This window comes from Sphingobacterium sp. UBA7625 (genome assembly GCF_002484085.1).
Taxonomy (GTDB): domain Bacteria; phylum Bacteroidota; class Bacteroidia; order Sphingobacteriales; family Sphingobacteriaceae; genus Sphingobacterium; species Sphingobacterium athyrii.
Genome location: NZ_DLJD01000044.1, coordinates 60543 through 76761 on the forward strand (window position 1 = coordinate 60543; position 16219 = coordinate 76761).

Below are 16219 nucleotides of genomic sequence, written 5' to 3' on the forward strand. Positions count from 1 at the left end.
TAGAGATGAACTTTTGTCTTTTTGTATACTATATGTAAGATTTATCTAATTGAAGCCTAGTTTTATTGATTGCCCCTAACTTTTCTTATTTTTGTATCCATGGTCTATTTATACGCAAAAGCAGTTCATATTATCTTTGTGGTTTGTTGGATGGCTGGATTATTTTATATTGTTCGCTTATTCATTTACCATACCGAAGCTAAATCCAAATCTGCAGAAGAGTATGGGGTTTTGCATAAACAGTTTATACTGATGGAGAGTAAATTGTGGTGGATCATCACGACACCTGCCATGTATCTCACCATTGTGGCTGCCCTCGTTATGCTGTATATTAATCCGGGATTATTGACCATGGGCTGGATGCATGTTAAGCTTACTTTTGTATTAGGGTTGATCCTTTATCATTTCGCTTGCCAACGTATTATGTTTCAGTTAAAAGGGGAATCATCGACGTGGTCCTCGACCAAATTGCGCCTTTGGAATGAGCTGGCGACCGTCTTATTATTCGCAATCGTATTTACCGTTGTATTAAAGTCTGCTCTCAATTGGATATTTGGTGTCCTCGGACTTTTAATATTGTCGATCTCCTTAATGATAGCTGTGAAGCTCTACAAAAAGTTCAGAAATAAAAGTAATTCGAACAAAACGTTAAATTCTTAGTTTTCTTAATCCTTTTCTATTCTAGTTAGTCGAACGATTATAAATTGAAAAAGGAATATGTACAAGAGACTTTTGACCGTGATCATGTTGCTCGCTATTGCAACTGGAGGATTCGCCCAACGTTATAGACCTTATGGCGGAACATTAAATATTTATTCGACCGATGTTCCCTTCTTTCTTTATATCAATAATGTTTTGTACAATAATAGACCGTCGATTGACCTTCGTGTGCCAAATTTGCAAAACCCGAGATATAATTTGCGTATCGTATTTGCAAACAGACAGCAGAGAACTTTAAACGGAAGAGGTGTGCAGCTCGTCAACCGAAAAGGTCAATATATGGATGTTGTATTTTCAGTAAGCAGCCGTGGGGGGAATCGAGGGATTGTACTGGAATCCATGCATCCTGTAGGTCGATATAATGATAATTCTCGTAACAGGGATAGCTACGATGATGATAACGACGATGATGGTGATTACAATGAGGATAGATACGATCGGGATCAACAACAATACGAGCGATATGGCCAGTCTGAGGATGATAGAAGTAATAATCAACAATATCAGGAAGATCCGATCGACAATACTGGTTATCAGGATAAAAATGATGCGAACCAGTTGAATGATCTGCTCAATCAAAAAGAAAATGATCAGGATCGTTTGCAGGTCGCTGCGCAGGAATTGAAAAATAGACGATTGCGCAGTTCAGAAATCATAGACCTCATGGAATTATTTATAAGAGACGACAACAAATTGGCTTTTGCTAAATATGCCTATCCAAGCTGTATGGACAAAGAGAATTACGATAAGGTAGGCGATGCATTGTCATTTAGTTCAACTCGGGAAAAATTGACAGCATTTATTAAAACTCAGCGTTAACTGCGAACTAAGGGGCTATTTGTGTCAAATTTCCAAACAACAATGGATTTTGTGTCATAAGCAGCCCCTTTTAGATGAGTATATCGTATTTATTCGGCGAAACAGATGTACTTCAATTCCATATATTCATCGAGTCCATGTTTTGATCCCTCACGACCGACGCCAGATTGTTTTACCCCACCAAATGGGGCTGCTGCATTTGATATTAATCCCGTGTTAACGCCTACCATGCCCGCCTCCAATTGTTCGGCAACACGGAAACAACGATTGATATTGGTACTGTAGAAATAGGAGGCAAGACCAAATTCAGTGTGATTGGCCATGGCGATACCATCTTCTTCTGTTTTGAAACTGAATAATGCGCAGACTGGACCGAAAGTTTCCTCATGGAATATTAGGGCCTCTTTAGGGATATTGGTCACTACAGTTGGCTGGAAGAAGAGGTCTTTGATCACATTACCTCCTGTAGCCAGTTCTGCTCCATGCTTTAGAGCATCTTGGACGTGATGCTGTACTTTTTCCAAACCTTTGGCATTGATCAAAGGTCCAACTTGAACCCCCTTGTCTAAGCCGTTGCCCACCTTTAGTTGACTTACAGCTTGAGTGAGCTTTGTGGCGAAAGCATCGTATATATCTTCCTGGATTAAAAAACGGTTGATTGAGACGCAGGTTTGTCCGGAATTACGGAACTTACCGGCGATAGCACCTTCCACGGCGGCATCAATATCTGCGTCATTAAAAACAAGAAAAGGTGCATTTCCTCCGAGTTCCATGGAGACTTTCTTAATGTTTGAGGCGGACTGTTCGATCAATGTCCTGCCGACTTCAGTAGACCCCGTAAAAGAGAGTTTTCTGACCAGATCGTTGATGGCAAGTTCCTTTCCGATACCAGCGCTGTCCTTTCCGGTAATCACGTTAAAAACACCTTTTGGCAGACCTGCTTCTTCGGCTAGTTTGACTAATGCGATTGCAGATAAAGGCGTTTGGGACGCAGGTTTGAGTACTACAGTACAACCTGCAACGAGTGCCGGAGCGACCTTTCGGGTGATCATGGCCAAAGGGAAATTCCATGGTGTAATCGCGGCAACGACACCAACTCCCTGTCGGATTGTCATCATTCGTGTGCCTTTTTTCTGAACGGGGATAGTCTCGCCATAGGCCCTCTTACCTTCTTCGGCAAACCACTCAACAAATGAATTCCCGTAATCTACTTCTACTTTCGATTCATTGAGCGGTTTTCCACTCTCTAGTGTCATAATTTCAGCAAGCAGGTCTTTATTTTGTTGAATAAGATTATACCAATTGCGAACAATAGTACATCGTTCCGAAGTTGTCGTGTTTTTCCAGCTTTTCCAAGCTTTATCAGCAGCCTGTATGGCTTTTGTGCAATCTGCAACCTTTAAATCAGGTAAGGCTGCGATTGTTTTTCCAGTGGCGGGGTTGACGACATCAAACGTATTTTTTGATGTGATGAATTTTCCGTTTATATAGGCTTTGTCAATTAAGAGTGGGTTTTTCATTGAATTCATTATTTTTTGTTAAGGCATCGCTTTTACATGTGCCCCTTACTTATTTATTCTTGTGGACATATCATCTTGGCCTGCCTGTTAAAGCAGCTTCTGTTGGAACAAAATTCTTATGCCTATTGTTTCGCAAACAAACGATTTTATGGGAAGCTTATCTAGACGAATTTTTTTCGTTGTTGCTCATTGGGAACCGTACAATACTTATTTGTGCCAAACCATTTGTAGCGATTTTTTGCAAAGTAATCGTAACCTGCGTCACGCCATTTTTTTGGCAGTATTTTTAAAAAATAGACGATTGAATAGGGAAGGCCTAATGTTTTGCAGATATTCAATATCGCCTCGCTTTTGATATAACTACCTGTAGGTGATAAATAAATGATGGAATCTATATTTTTTGGAATCGCATTTAAACTATTTTTAGCGAAGTCAGACTGTAAGGAACTAAACAGAAACCTATTATTGGTATCTATTTTCAATAGAATTTGAACAAAACGATTACAAACTAAGCAATCACCGTCAAAAAAGATGATATGTTTCCGTTGCGTATCCATTAGTATAAAGTTACGTCAATTTCCCGAAAGTACTGCCATGATAACATCACATCTTTCATAAAAAAAGCGGTGTTTTTTCCTAGAAAAACACCGCTTTTTGAAATTCTTTTCGATCTTTATTATAAGTTCTTCATAATGGTATGACCCATACGATCCCTTTTTGTTTTCAGATATTCCTCATTGTAGGGGTTCGCTGTTATTTCAATTGGAACGTTTTCTACTATTTCCAAACCATAACCGACCAGTCCTGCACGTTTTGTTGGGTTATTGGACATCAGACGCATTTTAGTTACCCCGAGGTTTCGCAGGATCTGTGCTCCTACACCATAGTCTCTCAAATCAGCTTTAAATCCAAGTTGTACATTGGCATCAACAGTATCCAATCCATTCTCTTGCAATTTGTAAGCATGCAATTTATTGATTAGTCCAATACCACGGCCTTCCTGATTCATATAGACAATCACTCCTTTTCCTTCTTCTTGGATCATTTCCATTGCCTTGTGAAGTTGAGGTCCACAGTCGCAACGGCAAGAACCAAAAATGTCGCCTGTCACACAAGAACTATGAACACGGACAAGAATAGGTTCATCTTCGTTCCATTCTCCTTTATAAAGGGCAAGATGTTGTTCACCAGTATCTTTTTGTGTAAAAGCTTTCATTTGAAAATCACCATATTGCGTAGGCATATTGACCGTTACTTCTTCATTGATCAATGAATCGTGTTTTAAGCGGTATTCAATAAGGTCCTCAATACTGATAATTTTTAGATCAAATTTTTTGGCAACTTCCATTAATTCTGGCAGTCTTGCCATTTCACCATCTTCTTTTAAGATTTCGACTAATACACCTGCTGGTTCAAAACCTGCCAAACGAGCAAGGTCAACAGTTGCTTCGGTATGTCCTGTACGGCGCAATACACCACCGTCTTTAGCAATCAATGGAAAGATATGTCCCGGTCTGCCCAACTCTTCGTAGTGAATATTTGGGTCGATCATTGCCTTGATGGTCTTTGAACGATCAGATGCTGAGATCCCTGTTGTACAGCCATATCCTTGTAAGTCAATAGAAACGGTGAAATTAGTCTCGTAAATGGCTGTATTTTGCCCCACCATAAGGTCAAGATGTAAAGCATCAGCTCTTTCTTTAGTAATAGGAGCACATACTAAACCCCGGCCATGGGTTGCCATAAAGTTGATAATTTCGGGAGTTGCGTTGCGGGCGGCGGTGACGAAATCACCTTCATTTTCACGATCTTCGTCATCTACGACGATAACTACTTTTCCTGCCTGTATATCAGCGATCGCTTCTTCGATCGTGTTTAATTTGAATTCCATTTATTGTTAAATTGTATTGATACAAAGTTAGTGTAGAATCTAATTTTATTTATAATAAGGCTGTCACAAATCTAATGGGACTCCTTTAATTTATTCTTTTTACCAAATTTCTCTTTGATCCATTTCCAGGCTGCTTCAGCTTTTAATTTATACTGATCTATATCAAATAGTGCTGAATCTGTGGTTGATTTATACGTTAAAAATGCCGCTAGTGGCGTCAATATGATAATGGCCATCCACATACCCACAGCTGACGATATCGCACCATCTTTGGCTGTTTTTTCGGCGACAGTAGAGATGATATGATAAATTAAAAAGAAGATGATGGCCATAACGACCGGAAGACCGAGACCGCCTTTTCTAATAATAGCGCCTAAAGGTGCTCCAATAGCAAATAAAAGAAGACAGGATACCGCTAGTGTGAATTTTCTGTGCCATTCGATCCGATACCGAATATCTTTGGTCTTGTAGTCCTTAAATTCGAGCGTACGGCTATTGAGATCTTCTTTTAAATAGTTTAGCTGGCTCAGGGCATTCATGGTGACCTGTGTCCGTTGTTCAGGCTGTACTAGATCAGCTATTAAATCGTTATAAGGCTTCACTTTCGCTTCTTTTACTTTAGCTTGCCCCGGTTGAACGGCATTAAAATACTTTGAATAGATATTGTACCGTGTATCCAAGGTTCTTGTAATTGCCCTGCCCATACTGTCAATTTTGATATGGTTCGAGTCAATGTACATGTCCAATTGCTTGAGATTCAGCATGGCATGGTGGCTTTTAAAAAGGCTTTCATCCGTTTTGCCCTGTTGAAAACTCCCCATGTCAAACTTCTGTTCCGTCTCCTTAAACTTGAAGCGTGTGAATTGCTGGCGTGGATCGTATGTTTTTGAGTTCTTGGTTCGCGACTCTTCATAGCGTATTCCATCCTTCAATTTGAGGATCATATAGCTGTTGTCAGGCGAATTATAAATGTATCCCTCTTTAGCCATCAAAACATTGTTGGCTGTACTACCTCCACGATGATCATAAATCATCAGATCATATAGAATCGTTCCTTCCTTATTTTTTCCTCTTGCACGAATGGAGTATCCCGGTATTGTATTGTTAAAAATACCCGGTTTGATTAGAAAATCAGCTTTTTTATTGCGGACATCAGTCAATAGGGTTCCCATTTTTAGGTTGACAACCGGTAAGATATAATCGGAAAATAGAAAGGAACTTGTGGCAAAAATTGCAACAAGTACAAATAGGGGAGTCATGGCTTTGCGTAGCGATACACCCGCAGCCTTTATCGCCACGAGCTCATAGCTTTCCCCAAGGTTACCGAAAGTCATAATGGAAGACAATAGCATGGATAAGGGCATTGCCATTTGAATTTGAACAATGCATTGGTACCCAATAAGCTCCATAATGGTGTACCACTCAAATCCTTTTCCGATCAAATCATCAATGTATTTGAATAGAAAAAGCATTAATAATACAAACATCACAATAAAAAATGTGACGATGAATGGTTTAATGAAAGCTTGAAGAATAAGTAAATGAACTTTTTTCATCCGTGACGCTAAGCAAATTGATGCCTTTACATTAAAGCATCTTCCAGCCAAGGAGCTCTTTTAGAGCCCTTGGTGAAAATATATTGCAAAGATAGGTTTTTTTATGCACCTATAACACTCTGAAGATAGACGATTGAATTTTTCCAGATTAATTTTCTATTTTCCAAGTCCTCTTCTTTAGCAAAATCTGTTATTTTAAGTGCAACATCGTTTGTCAGCTCATCCTGATCTATCTCCAGATCGAAATAGTATGGATCATCATCGAGCCACTTAAAACGCACTGATTTGTTTTCTTTGGAAGCTACGATTTTTGCGCGATGCGGTTCATCATCCCAAATGAAGGTATAAACAGTGTCTTTGTAGTTTACATCATCTGCAAACCATTGAGCCAGTTCGTTTGGTTCTTGCAAATACGGAAATAAAATTCTAGGTGAAGAGTTGATGATATATTCTAGTTGGAATTTTATTTTATCTGCCATATAAATGTTTTTTTAAATTTTAGTTTGTTTAAATCAAAAATAAGCTATATTTGCATTCCCAAAATGGCGGGGTAGCTCAGATGGTTAGAGCGTTGGATTCATAACCCAAAGGTCGGCAGTTCGATTCTGCTCCCCGCTACAAATCTCTTTCCATTTTGCTTTCTATCGCATAAACTTATTATTTGTAATAATACATATTTATTTTGTTATTGCAAGTTTTTTTGTGAAAAGTTGAAGGCTTTTTCACAATTTTTTGAATTAAAAATCTTCACCATCTTATCCCGACTTTTTTTGCGACTGAGTCATTATTTTACTTCGTTAAGAATGAGTTTGTTGTGTGGGATATAGCTTTTTGGTCGTAATAAATCCTTAAAAAAAATAAAAAAATCTTTTGAATTGACAGGTGAAGTGGTATATTTGCATACCGAAACGGCGGGGTAGCTCAGATGGTTAGAGCGCAGGATTCATAACCCTGAGGTCGGCAGTTCGATCCTGCTCCCCGCTACTAAAAAAAGGAAAGTCTATATTCAGACTTTCCTTTTTTTTGAATAAATTTTTGGAATAATCCTGACGATCCCCCTTAAGTCAAGTGGGACCGTTTCTTACCTTTTATTCTATTACTATAATGAACTTCAGACCTATTCTTATTCTAGTGTGGCTTATCATCGGTTTTCATGCTATTGCGCAAAAGCAAGCAATAACCCATGTTGTCACGCACAATCGTAGTACTGTTATTTGTGATGCTGCTAAAGGTGCAAATCCTTATCCTGCATGGGGCGTATTTCCTCAGGCCGAATACCCTGTGAGAAAAATAACTATGCATGTCACTTTGGGAAGTCCTGATAGCTTGAACACAGCACATTGGGATTATCTGGATCATATCCTATTGAGACGTAAAGGAGGAGCGAAAGGAGAGGAGCTCAACTACGAATTGGGCCGGATGCTTACGCCTTATGGGAGCATTTACAACAAGGGGTGGAACTGGAAGTGGCAGGTAGATGTAACTGACTTTGCCCCTTTTTTGCGGGATAGTGTTGAGATTGTATATGTACACTCGGGTTTTGAGGATAAAACTGTAGGTTGGGCACTTAGCATAGATTTCGAAATTCTATCGGGTCCTCCAGTTGTTACTCCTCTGGGTGTAACAACTTTGTGGAACAGGGCCTATAAATACGGTGATCCCAACGAGAAGATAGAAGAGAATTTAACGCCGGTGACTTACGAATCGCTGAGGCATGCCGCTTTAAGCCGGATACGTATTCAGCATACTGGACATGGTATGGACAAGCCTCGTGGTTGCAGCGAGTTTTGTACGCGATGGCGTGAATTCATGCTCGATGGAAAGGTTGTTGACCTACGGGATATGTGGAAAAAGTGTGGCGATAACCCTTTATACCCACAAGGCGGGACCTGGATCTTTGATCGGGCGTATTGGTGTCCGGGTGATCTGCAGCAACCCGATGTAATTGATGTATTCACAAAGCCGGGACGGCATACTGCAGCTTTGCGCATGGAACCCTATACTGCCGCTGATAATATACAGGCGGTTGAAAATATCTCAGCTTATTTGTTTCATTATTCGAAACCCAAGCAAAAAATAGATGTAGCCGTCGAATCTATTATGGTACCAAACGACGAGCAACGTTTTTCAAGATTAAATCCAGCCAGTTCTGGCCCACGGATATCTTTTAGAAATCTCGGGGCGGATCCATTGCATTCGCTTACAATAGTGTACGGCACTAAAGGCTTTCCTTCCAAAACATTTCATTGGAGGGGAGAACTTTCTTTTAATCAAGTGGCAGATGTGTTGCTACCCGGGGAAATTCAGGAAAAAGACGGTGAAAATGTCTTTCATGTAGAACTTGTCAAACCGAACGGTAAGAAAGATGCATGGTCGGAAGACAATGAAATGAAAGCTTTTTTTACGGCCCCAGAGAAATTTCCCAATGAATTTGTTCTGAAATTTCTTACAAATAAAACACCTCAAGACAACAGTATTTTTTTAATGAATGCCCGGCAAGATACAATTTTTCAAAAGAAGGCAGCACAGTTGACTGCCCTCACACTTTATACTGATACGATACGCATTGCTGAAGGCAACTACTCTTTTCGCCTGATAGATACAGCTGGAAATGGACTGCAGTTTTGGGCACAACCCGAAAAAGGAGATGGTTATCTTCGCGTTTTTGATCTGAAAGGAAATCTTATTCATGCATTTGAAAGTGATTGTGGAATAGGAGAAATGTTTAGCTTTAAGGCTGTTTCGGGTTTTGAAATGGATACAACAAAGGCTCGTTATGCATTTTCCCTGTATCCAAGATCTGTGGTTGATCAAACGCAATTAAGTGTGGTATCGAATAAGCTGAGCGATATGACCGTGCGGATAACGGTTGACGGTGTGCAGTGGCAAAAGCACGAATATAAAGCTGTTAAGAATGCCGTGTTCAACTACGATCTTAATCATCTTCCTAAAGGAAGGATAATTGTAGAAGCTTTTATGGATGGTATCAGCCGGTTTAAGGGGCGGATCAATAAAAAGTAATGGTGAAAAATACACAAGTTCCGTCTATTGGAGCCTGTGTATTCATGTAATTGCTTAATTGTCATCAAAGGCGAGGCTTTTCCAATCGTCTTTTTGGAGATATTTGAGCATAATAAAAAATAATAACCAGCCAAGCGCCGCTAAACCCCATACCAATAGTTCATATTGAAAAATCACTTTATGGAGATAACCTAAAAGTCCCAGCAAGCCTAAAATCAATAAATTGACCAGCGCTTTGGAACTGGATTGACTTGCTTTGGAAAAAGGATAATTTTTGACCAGAAAGAGCATGATTAGAATACTTTCTATCCCACCGACAGCTGAGGATAGCAATAAATCATTAATCGAACCGATGCCGAATAATGGAACACAGATACAGAGAAACAAGAGATTAAATGGCAGTACATATTTAATGAGGCAGGCTTTAAGTACCCCTGTCATAAATTGCCCCGGACAGTTCATTGGAGCAACATAGTAGATCCAGGCTGCTTTATATTTATTGCTCTGCGTGATCAGCTGAAATACCGTTAAAATGGTTAGCAGCGATAGATAAAACATAATGATATATAAGCCCGATTCTCTTAGCTTGGTCAGCTTCTCTACAAATGGCAGCCCCTCATCGGTCCGTAAAAACAGGAATATAAAATAGATGGGCAGATAAGCTAAGGATGGATAGAGCTGCTGTTTAAATTCTCTTGTTTTTGCACTTATAAGCCATACAATACTAAATCCAGCCTCTTCGAGCGGAGATGAGCATACGCCGGCTCCCAATTTTTTATAGAATGGTCGTCCTGTATTGGTGTGTGAAATTGCCTGATCGGTTTCAGATAAAGGTGTATCACCACTTGCAAGAGCGGCTATTTTGGCATTAAAACCTTTGGAAAATAATTTTGTACAAGCATAAACACCAAAGAAAGGAACAACTAAGCCCAAAAGGGAAAATATAATGGACTGTAGGCTATGGTTGCCCTGAAGCAAGGACTGAAAAGAGGCGATCCAAGTACTGGGAAATATCCATAGAAATTTAAATTGTTCAATTGTCAGCTGTGACTCAACGATTGTTTGAATCAGATTGGGACCAAGATAATAGGCTAGAAAAATGACCAGTGAAAGTCCGATCTGTATATAGGCAATAATATCCTTAAATTTTTGGATGGGGAGATATTTGATGCTGATCATATAGAACCCGTTAACGAAAACCAGGGCAATCAGTGTACTCAATAGGAGTTGTAGAATCAATAGAAAAATGCCTGTTATATCCCAGTTAAATGAGACATAAACCACTACTGGTAGGCATAATGCAATAATCTGATTGAAAAGCTTAATGGCGATAAATGTTATTCGCGATAAAGCCACAGTCCTATCGCTAACAGGCTTGGGCATAATAATGTACTGGTCCCGAATGTCTAAAAGTATAGGTGAAAAGTCTGATACCAATGTAATGCTGAGCATGCTGGTAAAACAGAGTAACATAATGGAAAGTGCTAAGTAACGATCTGGAATGAGGATGAGAATAACCATGAACATCAAGCCAATGATCATATACATAATAAATTGTATAATGGAGGTGGACGATGAGGATTTCCCTGCATTCCGTTTCTTAAATGTAATCGGTTTTCTATTATCTAAGGTAACTTTTGTTTCTAAAATAATTTTAAACTGCGTATAGTTAACACCCAGGCTTTCCCAGACACCCTTAAACAGAAGAATAAATCGTAAGATAAATTTTTCCATATTATTGAATAGCGCTAATGATGTTAGATGCATCCAATGCACCGTTATCGGTATTGGTTAATTTTGCGAATATGTGTTCGAGTGATTCATTGGGATCCGACTTCAGTTCATTGATAGTACCATCGGCAATGATACTTCCCTGATTGATCAACAGGATTCTATCGGAAACTTTTTCAACGACGTCCATCATGTGGGAACAGTAAAAAATAGTTTTACCTTCTTTGGCCAGCAGTGATATGAGTTCTTTTACAAAAATCACCGCGTTGGCATCGAGTCCGGACAGAGGCTCATCCAGAATGATAATCTGTGGGTTATGGATAATGCCAGATATCAAAAGCACTTTTTGACGCATGCCTTTAGAAAAGGTATCCATTCTACTCGTAGCATTTGCGGCCAGGCCAAATGCACTTAATAATTTTAAGGAACGCTCTTGAATTGTATCGTCTTCCATACCATATAATTTTCCGACAAAATCAAGGTATTCCATCGGAGTCAGGACTTCGTACAGCTCTGCATTTTCGGGGACGTATCCGAGCTGGGATTTTATCGAAAGAGGATCTTTTTGAATATCGATACCATTGATTTCGACCTGACCAGTAAAATCTTCGATCAAGCCTGTCAAGATCTTGACTGTCGTGGATTTTCCTGCCCCATTGGGGCCTATATAACCGATGACCTGGCCCGGGAATATATCCAGATTGATTCCTTTTAAAATTTCTTTAGTTCCGTATGATTTTTTTAGGTCAATAATACGAATGAGCGGTAAGGTACTTTCCATGTATTTAAATCTTTCAACATAAACTTACATAAAAATACAGAGTTACACACTTTATTTGAATGCTGAATCCCATATTTCTTTGCAAAAATGTAATATACAAAAAAAGGAGTCCTAAGACTCCTTTCAAAACTACTTTATAATCGGAAAACTACCTATCATTTTTTGGATATCCCTCTTCATCAAGATCCGCTCTCAAATCTTCTTCGTTCTCGGCCAATTTTTTATCCAATGGGGATAAACGGTCATGTTTGAAGGTATCTATACGCATATGTGCATCCTCGAGATCCTCTTCCTCCAAATCTTCGCGGTCTGCATACTCATCGCCTACAAAAGGGTTGGAATCGTCATAACTGGAATCATCGTCTATCGCCCCTTCAGATAGTGTATCATAATCTGCCGGATGATCATAATCCGGATCATTATCATCTACATCCAGTTCATAACTTTCCAACTCTTCATTATAAGCTAAGTTTTGCTCTGAATCTGGATAATCTGATTCGACCTTTCCCTTCGTTTTTTTGTGTTCTGTGCCAGCCATAATCTTCTGATTTATCTACAGTAATAAAACAGGTCAGAAGATAAAAAGTTTTAAAAATTAATGTTGATAATTAGGAAAATGCATTGTTTTTTTTACCCCGAAAATGGTTTTGAAGTAACTGTCATAAAAACGTAAAATTTATTCTGATAAAGCAAACAAATTGAGAACAATAATGTTTAATTAAAAACAGTAAATATTGGCCACTATGATTTTCAAGCGTTTAAATTATCAGACATTACAGAGTTTACGTCTACAGGGGTATAATATCCTGTTGACTATCGGGCGTTCGGAAGATGAGAACCCAATTTATTTTCCCATGAAAATGGAGTCGTTCAATTCCACGCCGGCAAATACCAATAGCGAGGCAGAGCAGACAGTTCAAGGACAGAAGATATTGGTTTTAGACGAAGCAATACAACGGTCATTGAACAACGACCTCAATGGAGTCATTCAGCTTGATCATTAGCTAGATCCTTTCTTCGATCTTTTGTAAGCGCTTGGGGTTGTATTTCTTTTTTTCTTATAAAAGTTGGTGAGGTGGCTTTCGTCGTTAAAGCCTAGTTCATCTACAATCTGTTTCATTGTGTATTGGCTAGACGCTAACCTGTCTTCAATAAGTTGGATACGGATATCATCAATGTATAGTTTGTAGCTTTTCTGCTGTCTTTTCTTAAAAAAAGCACCAAAGTAATTAGCTGAAATCTGAAAATGATCTGCTATATTTTTAATTTGTAGTTTGTCAGGGAAATAGATGTTCTGTTGAATATAGGCCTCTATTTCCTCAGACATTTCGCGGGACTTATTGACCGGTAGGTTCAGTTCCTTTAATATATTTTCAATGAATGCAAACAGCGACATCACTTGATGAAAGATAAATGTGGAAGTTGCCGCATCTTCAGATTCCGCCTGTTGATAAATCAGCGACAAGACTTTTTCGATTATCTTGCGGTTTTCTTTTTTTAGGGACAGGCTTTTATTTAGTAATGTTTCCGAATTGAAAATATGCTGTGGATTGTGGGACAGACAAAAATTTTGCTGTATATGATGCAGATCTTTGAAGTAGTGACTTGAAAAATATAAAATAAATACACTTGAATCTTTCTTACTTTCAAGTATTTCTGAACCAGTGTTCAGAAAAAGTAAATTTTCTTTAAGAAATTTAGCTCCGGTATTTTTCGATACCAAGAGACCTTCCGAGATATAAACTAAGGCAAAATCAAAGCCTAATTCGTGCAGATTTATCTTTTGTTTATGTTTGATTTTTTCGGGTAGGAAGGATAAACTCATTAGACGTATGTAACTTTTATTTTATAATTGTTGATGAATCAGAATGCCATGATATTTCTTTAGCTGTCTAGCCGTATGTCAATATATCCTGTAAATCCAGCTGAATCGAGGAGCCAAATATCGTTATTTTGGTGTTATATCCGTTGATTTTTACAGAAAACAATAGATTTTTCTTGAAATAGGGAAATCACTAGGTACTTTTTGCGTTTCGCGTCATTTTTTCAATGTTGTCCCATTGTTCTTCGGGAATAATATCCAGACCGTTAAACTCCCCTGCGCCTTTTAACCATTCTCCACCATCTATTGTTATCACATCGCCATTAATGTAGCTCGAATAGTCAGATACCAGATAGGCGGCGAGATTTGCCAGTTCGTCTAATTGACCTAGACGTCCGAGGGGTATCCGTTTGGTCGGCGATAAAAGTTCACCCAACTCGCCCGGAAGCAGGCGCTCCATAGCGCCGGAAGTCTGAAACGGCCCCGGGGCAATAGCGTTTAAACGTATCCCTTTTTTGCCCCATTCGACAGCAAGAGATCTTGTCATGGCTAAGACACCGGCCTTGGCTGTAGCCGAAGGAACAACGTATCCTGAACCCGTCCAGGCATAGGTGGTTACGATACTGAGCACCGTTTTGTTTTGATCCTTATTTTCGATCCAGCGTTTTCCCAGTGCCAATGTATAATTTATACTTCCCTGAAGAACGATTCCAATGACGGACTCAAAAGCACGATGACTCAGGCGTTCGGTGGGGGATATAAAGTTACCGGCAGCGTTGTTGATTAAGATGTCTATCCCGCCCAGTTGTTCATATCCGTAAGCAACTACACGTTCTACATCTTCATAATTCCGCACATCGCCGGCTATGGCTAGGCATTTGCCTTGATGTTTGTCGGACAATTCTCTTGCTGTATGTTGAATCACATCATCCTTTCGGCTGCTGATCAGGCAGGAAGCACCTAACTCCAAGAAATAATCAGTCATCGCTTTTCCTAGCCCGGTACCGCCGCCGGTAATTAAAATGCGTTTGCCTTTTAGTGAATCTTCTTTTAGCATGCCCATATCTTATTTCGTTTTTATGTATGATTAAGTTACATAAATTTGAATGAAAAAAAAAGCGGTAGCTGAAAGACAGGGAAACACGAAAGGCTGATAGCAATTGATAAGGAGATGGGCTTGTAAGGGGTGAGCCTCTATATATAAAAACAGGGACTATTTTGTGAATAATCCCTGTTTTTATTTTACCGATCTATTGCTAGAAAGGGAACTGGCTTATGCGCCTAATTGTACGCGTTTGAAAGCAGTTACTGTTAATCCTTTAGAAACTGAATCCAAGAATTGAGCGATATTTTTAGAAGAATCTTTTACAAATTCTTGGTTCAACAAAGTCGTGTCTTTGAAGAATTTATTCAATTTACCTTGAGCGATTTTCTCAGCCATATCTGCTGGTTTTCCTTCAGCAATGATTTGTTCTTTCGCGATAGCGATTTCACGCTCAATTGTGTTTTGATCAACACCATCTTTATCAATTGCAATAGGGTTCATTGCAGCGATTTGCATTGCAACATCTTTACCCGCTTCTTCAGCACCAGCTGCATCTGCAGAAAGACCTACTAATACACCTAAGCGGTAGTTACCGTGGATATAAGCGATTACTTTCTCAGCAGAGATTGTTTCGTATTTAGAAACGTCGATTTTCTCTCCGATTACACCAGTTTGCTCAATCAAAGCATCAGCGATTTTCTTGCCATCAAGTTCCAAACCTTTTAATTCTTCCAAAGAAGCTGGTTTGTTGTTCAATGCTAGGTCTGCGATTTTTTCTGCGAAAGCTACGAAATCTGAGTTTTTAGCTACGAAGTCAGTTTCACAGTTTACTTCAACTACGATACCTGATTTACCATCAGCAGTTGCTTTAGCGATGATAACGCCTTCGTTAGAGTCGCGATCCTGACGGCTAGCAGCTACCTTAGCACCTTTTTTGCGCAAGTAATCTACAGCAGCTTCAAAGTCACCATTAGACTCAACCAAAGCTTTTTTACAATCCATCATACCAGCGCCAGTTTGTTGACGCAATTTGTTTACATCTGATGCAGAAATTTGTACTGACATGTTTTATTTCTTTTTATTATTGTTTACTACTGAAAATATTATACAATATTAACTTAAAGCATGTTAAGCTAATATGAAGTTTAACATTCCTTGATCATCAAGTGTTGTTAAACCAAAAAACCGGACAGATAGGCTAGTTCAAGAAAAGTAATCTTTTCCAGAAACTAACGCTACGCTATCCGGTTTGGAATAAAAATATTATTCTCCGTCTTTCGCTTTGCGAGGACGTTTAGCTTCTGAAGCTTCAC

At 39.1% G+C, this 16219-nt stretch carries 15 protein-coding genes and 2 tRNA genes; 6 read left to right on the forward strand and 11 right to left on the reverse strand.

Going from position 1 to position 16219, the window contains the following annotated elements; all coding sequences use genetic code 11:
- Window positions 1–99 precede the first annotated feature (99 nt).
- Window positions 100–660, forward strand: coding sequence for a CopD family protein (locus B4G94_RS18495; protein ID WP_286860812.1), 561 nt, complete (start codon window positions 100–102; stop codon window positions 658–660).
- 57 nt (window positions 661–717) lie between these two features.
- Window positions 718–1539 carry a DUF4476 domain-containing protein gene (locus B4G94_RS18500; protein WP_286860814.1) on the forward strand — a complete coding sequence of 274 codons (822 nt, stop codon included), beginning with the start codon at window positions 718–720 and terminating at the stop codon, window positions 1537–1539.
- Between the two features lie 89 nt (window positions 1540–1628).
- On the opposite strand, the gene B4G94_RS18505 is transcribed toward B4G94_RS18500, so the two are convergent.
- The 5 genes from B4G94_RS18505 to B4G94_RS18525 form a co-directional block, all read right to left on the reverse strand.
- Window positions 1629–3059 (reverse strand): NAD-dependent succinate-semialdehyde dehydrogenase, encoded by a 1431-nt coding sequence (locus tag B4G94_RS18505; RefSeq protein WP_286860815.1) that lies wholly within the window; start codon window positions 3057–3059, stop codon window positions 1629–1631.
- Between the two features lie 161 nt (window positions 3060–3220).
- Window positions 3221–3616, reverse strand: coding sequence for a thiol-disulfide oxidoreductase DCC family protein (locus B4G94_RS18510; RefSeq protein WP_286860817.1), 396 nt, complete (start codon window positions 3614–3616; stop codon window positions 3221–3223).
- Between the two features lie 119 nt (window positions 3617–3735).
- Entirely contained in the window at window positions 3736–4950 is a 1215-nt protein-coding gene (locus B4G94_RS18515; RefSeq protein WP_108636724.1) for a bifunctional 3,4-dihydroxy-2-butanone-4-phosphate synthase/GTP cyclohydrolase II, read from the reverse strand.
- A gap of 71 nt (window positions 4951–5021) precedes the next feature.
- A complete protein-coding gene (locus B4G94_RS18520; RefSeq protein ID WP_108636725.1) occupies window positions 5022–6506 on the reverse strand; it encodes an LptF/LptG family permease in 1485 nt (494 codons plus the stop codon).
- A 101-nt stretch (window positions 6507–6607) separates the two neighbouring features.
- Window positions 6608–6985 (reverse strand): START-like domain-containing protein, encoded by a 378-nt coding sequence (locus B4G94_RS18525; RefSeq protein ID WP_028070596.1) that lies wholly within the window; start codon window positions 6983–6985, stop codon window positions 6608–6610.
- Window positions 6986–7050: 65 nt separating this feature from the next.
- Here B4G94_RS18525 and B4G94_RS18530 point away from each other — a divergent pair.
- The 3 genes from B4G94_RS18530 (at window position 7051) to B4G94_RS18540 (ending at window position 9527) form a co-directional block, all read left to right on the forward strand.
- Window positions 7051–7124 (forward strand) — tRNA-Met (locus B4G94_RS18530).
- A gap of 292 nt (window positions 7125–7416) precedes the next feature.
- Window positions 7417–7490 (forward strand) — tRNA-Met (locus B4G94_RS18535).
- A 120-nt stretch (window positions 7491–7610) separates the two neighbouring features.
- The gene (locus tag B4G94_RS18540; protein ID WP_286860823.1) at window positions 7611–9527 is read left to right on the forward strand and encodes a peptide-N-glycosidase F-related protein; all 1917 of its coding nucleotides are present in this window, start codon (window positions 7611–7613) and stop codon (window positions 9525–9527) included.
- 54 nt (window positions 9528–9581) lie between these two features.
- Here the strand turns inward: B4G94_RS18540 and B4G94_RS18545 are convergent, their stop codons facing one another.
- From B4G94_RS18545 to B4G94_RS18555, 3 genes are all read right to left on the reverse strand, one after another.
- Window positions 9582–11261, reverse strand: a complete 1680-nt coding sequence (locus B4G94_RS18545; protein WP_286860825.1) for a hypothetical protein — start codon at window positions 11259–11261, stop codon at window positions 9582–9584.
- Between the two features lies 1 nt (window position 11262).
- Window positions 11263–12039, reverse strand: a complete 777-nt coding sequence (locus B4G94_RS18550) for an ABC transporter ATP-binding protein (RefSeq protein ID WP_286860828.1) — start codon at window positions 12037–12039, stop codon at window positions 11263–11265.
- A gap of 148 nt (window positions 12040–12187) precedes the next feature.
- Window positions 12188–12577: a hypothetical protein gene (locus tag B4G94_RS18555; RefSeq protein ID WP_286860831.1), complete on the reverse strand. Its 390-nt coding sequence runs from the start codon at window positions 12575–12577 to the stop codon at window positions 12188–12190.
- Between the two features lie 205 nt (window positions 12578–12782).
- Here B4G94_RS18555 and B4G94_RS18560 point away from each other — a divergent pair, with 205 nt between their 5' ends.
- Window positions 12783–13043 carry a hypothetical protein gene (locus tag B4G94_RS18560; RefSeq protein WP_286860834.1) on the forward strand — a complete coding sequence of 87 codons (261 nt, stop codon included), beginning with the start codon at window positions 12783–12785 and terminating at the stop codon, window positions 13041–13043.
- Here the strand turns inward: B4G94_RS18560 and B4G94_RS18565 are convergent.
- The 3 genes from B4G94_RS18565 to tsf form a co-directional block, all read right to left on the reverse strand.
- Complete coding sequence (locus B4G94_RS18565; protein ID WP_286860838.1) at window positions 13040–13864, reverse strand: helix-turn-helix domain-containing protein; 825 nt, start codon at window positions 13862–13864, stop codon at window positions 13040–13042. The genes B4G94_RS18560 and B4G94_RS18565 overlap by 4 nt on opposite strands.
- Before the next feature lie 190 nt (window positions 13865–14054).
- Entirely contained in the window at window positions 14055–14918 is an 864-nt protein-coding gene (locus B4G94_RS18570; RefSeq protein ID WP_108636892.1) for an SDR family oxidoreductase, read from the reverse strand.
- Window positions 14919–15134: 216 nt separating this feature from the next.
- Window positions 15135–15971, reverse strand: a complete 837-nt coding sequence (gene tsf / locus B4G94_RS18575) for a translation elongation factor Ts (RefSeq protein ID WP_108636732.1) — start codon at window positions 15969–15971, stop codon at window positions 15135–15137.
- Window positions 15972–16219 lie beyond the last annotated feature (248 nt).